This is a genomic window from Shimia sp. R10_1 (assembly GCF_017744095.1).
Classification (GTDB): Bacteria; Pseudomonadota; Alphaproteobacteria; order Rhodobacterales; family Rhodobacteraceae; genus Shimia.
Map to the genome: position 1 here is coordinate 1 of NZ_JAGHQX010000027.1, position 3,598 is coordinate 3,598.

At 59.9% G+C, this 3,598-nt stretch carries 3 protein-coding genes; all 3 read left to right on the forward strand.

Annotated elements, in window-relative coordinates; genetic code table 11:
• Window positions 1-1,517: sugar ABC transporter ATP-binding protein (locus tag J7413_RS20330; protein WP_247743661.1), on the forward strand; the 1,517-nt coding region annotated here is incomplete at its 5' end.
• Window positions 1,514-2,521: an ABC transporter permease gene (locus J7413_RS20335; RefSeq protein WP_209101838.1), complete on the forward strand. Its 1,008-nt coding sequence runs from the start codon at window positions 1,514-1,516 to the stop codon at window positions 2,519-2,521. The genes J7413_RS20330 and J7413_RS20335, both read left to right, overlap by 4 nt.
• An 84-nt stretch (window positions 2,522-2,605) precedes the next feature.
• Entirely contained in the window at window positions 2,606-3,553 is a 948-nt protein-coding gene (locus J7413_RS20340) for an ABC transporter substrate-binding protein (RefSeq protein ID WP_209101840.1), read from the forward strand.
• Window positions 3,554-3,598: the final 45 nt, after the last annotated feature.

Here is a 3,598-nt window from a genome sequence, read left to right on the forward strand (position 1 = left end):
TGGTTGAGATGTCTGGGATTGATAAGTTTTTCCCAGGTGTGCATGCGCTGAAGCGGGTGCGGTTTGATCTTTTGCCGGGCGAGGTTCACGCCTTGATGGGGGAGAACGGTGCTGGCAAGAGTACGTTGATGAAGATCCTGTCTGGGATTTATCAGCGTGACGGCGGTGTTCTGAAGATTGCGGGGCAGGAGGTTAGCCCGTCCAGTCCAAGCGAGGCGCAGGATCTGGGGATTGGGATCATTCACCAGGAGCTGAGCCTGATGAACGATCTGACCGTGGCGCAAAATATCTTTATTGGGCGTGAGCCGCGCAAGCGTTTTGGCCGTCTTGATGAGGCGGCGCTGAATGCGCAGACGGCTGAGATCTTTGCCTCGATGAATCTGGACCTGGATCCCAAAACGCTTGTGGGCAGCCTGACCATCGCCAAGCAGCAGATGGTGGAAATCGCCAAGGCACTGTCGTTCCGCTCCAAGGTGCTGATTATGGATGAGCCCACGGCGGCGCTCAATGATGCGGAGATTGCAGAGCTGTTTGTGATCATTCGCCGCCTGAAGTCGGAAGGTGTGGGCATTGTCTACATCAGCCACAAGATGGATGAGCTGAAGCAGATTGCCGACCGCGTGACGGTGATGCGGGACGGGGAATATGTCGGTGTGGTTGAGGCGGCTGAGACGCCGATCAGCCAGATCATCGCGATGATGGTGGGCCGTGAGGTGACAGAAGAGCCGCTGGAGGTGCCTGATCTGCAAGATGCGGAAGTGTCCCTGGAAGTGTCAGGGCTCAGCCGGGGGCGCGAGATCCGGGATGTGAGCTTTACGGTGCAGCGCGGTGAGATCCTCGGCTTTGCCGGGTTGATGGGCGCGGGGCGCACGGAAGTGGCGCGGGCGATCTTTGGCGCGGATGTGAAAGATGCCGGTGAGATCAAAGTGCATGGCCGCAAGGTGAGCATCAAAACCCCAAGCGATGCGGTGGGGGCGGGCATTGGCTATCTCTCTGAGGACCGCAAACACTTTGGTCTCGCCACCGGAATGAACGTGCGCGACAACGTGGCGCTGGCCTCCATGGATCTGTTCTCAAGCTCGGTGGGGGTGCTTGATGAGGCGGCCATGGCAGAGACGGCACAGGGCTATATCGCCCAGCTCGGCATTCGCACGCCCTCTGATGTGCAAGAGGTGCGCCTGTTGTCGGGCGGCAACCAGCAGAAGGTGGTGATTGCCAAATGGCTGCTGCGCGATTGCGACATTCTGATTTTTGACGAGCCGACCCGCGGCATCGACGTGGGGGCGAAGTCGGAAATCTACAAACTGCTGGAGGAGCTTGCAGAGGCGGGTAAGACGATCATCGTGATCTCCTCGGAGCTGCCAGAAATCATGCGCCTCAGTCACCGGATTGCGGTGATGTGTGAAGGCCGGCTGACCGGGATTTTGCCCGGCGGCAAAGACACCACTCAAGAAGACATCATGCAATTGGCCACCCAGCGTGAGGCGGTGATGCATGTAGCGGAGACAATACAATGAGCACGGCAACCGACGTAGACGAAAAATCCCCCCTCTCCGGGCTCGGAGATTCCGGGGCGTATCAGAAGATCCTGGCGTTTGCGAGTTTGATCGTGCTGCTGATCGGCTTCTCGATTGCCTCGCCAAACTTCATGCAGACTTCCAATATGATTGCGATTTTGCAGGCGACCTCGGTCAATGGCGTTTTGGCGGTGGCGGCCACTTTGGTGATCATCACCGGCGGGATTGATCTGTCGGTGGGCACGTTGATGACCTTCTGTGCGGTGATTGCTGGTGTGGTTCTGACCTATCTGGGCATGCCGCTTTTGCTGGGGGTGGCTGCGGCGATTGGAGCGGGTGCGCTCTGCGGGCTGTGCTCTGGCACCTTTGTTGCGAAGATGAAAATCCCACCGTTCATTGCGACCCTTGGCATGATGCTGATCCTGAAGGGGCTGTCACTGGTGATCTCTGGCACCCGGCCGATCTACTTCAATGACACACCGGGCTTTGATCAGATCTCGCGCGGCTCGCTGATTGGCGAGGTGATCCCGGCGCTGCCGATCCCAAATGGTGTGCTGATCCTGTTTCTGGTGGCGGCGGCGGCCTCCTACATCCTGAGCAAGACCGTGCTGGGGCGCTATACCTTTGCGCTTGGCTCCAATGAGGAGGCGGTGCGCCTGTCTGGGGTGAACACCGACCGCTGGAAGATGCGCATTTACGCGCTGGCCGGCGGCATCTGTGGCATTGGCGGCATTCTGATTGCCTCGCGCCTGAACTCGGCCCAGCCGGCTCTGGGTCTGGGCTATGAGCTGGAGGCGATTGCCGCTGTTGTGATTGGCGGCACCTCGCTGTCTGGCGGGCGCGGCACCATTCTGGGCACCCTGATTGGGGCGCTGATCATGGCGGTGCTGACCAATGGCTTGCGCGTGCTGTCTGTGGCGCAGGAGTGGCAGACCGTTGTGACCGGCGCGATCATCATTCTGGCGGTCTATGCCGATATGGTGCGGCGCAAGAAATCGGGCTGAGGCCCGAGCTTGGGGCGCGCGCACGGGGGCGCGTTCCACATTTAAGTAACTGAAATGCGTGACGAACATCTGGAGGAGAAAATCATGCTGACACGTCGTTTTATTCTGGGGGCCTTGAGCGCCGCCGTGATGAGTGGCCCTGCGTCCATGGCGCTGGCCGAGGACCAACTGTACATCCCATTGGTGTCCAAAGGCTTCCAGCACCAGTTCTGGCAGGCTGTGAAATCCGGGGCCGAGCAGGCGGCGGATGAGTTTGGTGTGCGCATCACCTTTGAAGGCCCGGACAATGAGACCATGGTGGACCGCCAGATCGACATGCTGGCCGCGGCGCTGGCCAACAAGCCGGCGGCGCTTGGCTTTGCGGCGCTGGACAGCCAGGCGGCAATCCCGCTGCTGCGTCAGGCCAATGAGGCGGGCATTCCGGTTGTGGCCTTTGACAGCGGTGTCGACAGCGACATCCCACTGTCCACAGCCACCACGGACAACGCGCTGGCCGCGGGCATGGCGGCAGACAAAATGGCGGAGCTGATTGGTGGCAAAGGCAAGGTGGCGGTTGTGGCACACGACCAGACCAGCCGCACTGGCATCGACCGTCGCGACGGCTTTGTGAACCGCATCGAAGCGAAATACCCCGACATCGAAGTGGTGACGGTGCAATACGGTCAGGGTGACCACCTGAAATCCACCGAGGTGACCAAGGCGATCCTGACAGCCAACCCAGACCTGAACGGCATCTTTGGCACCAACGAAGGCTCCGCCATTGGCGTGGTGAATGGTGTGCAGGAGCTGGGCACCGAGGGGCTGGTAATCATCGGCTATGACAGCGGCAAGGCGCAGACCGACGCCATCCGCAATGGCCTAATGGCGGGCGCCATCACCCAGAACCCGGTCGGCATCGGCTATGAAACCGTCAAAGCCGCCGTCATGGCCACCAAAGGTCAAGAGGTGCCAGACCTCATCGACACAGGCTTCTACTACTATGACGCCTCAAACATCGACGACCCAAAAATCCAGGCCGTCCTCTACGACTAAAAAAACAAGGCCCGCCAATCTGGCGGGCCTCACCAGTTCAGAGAT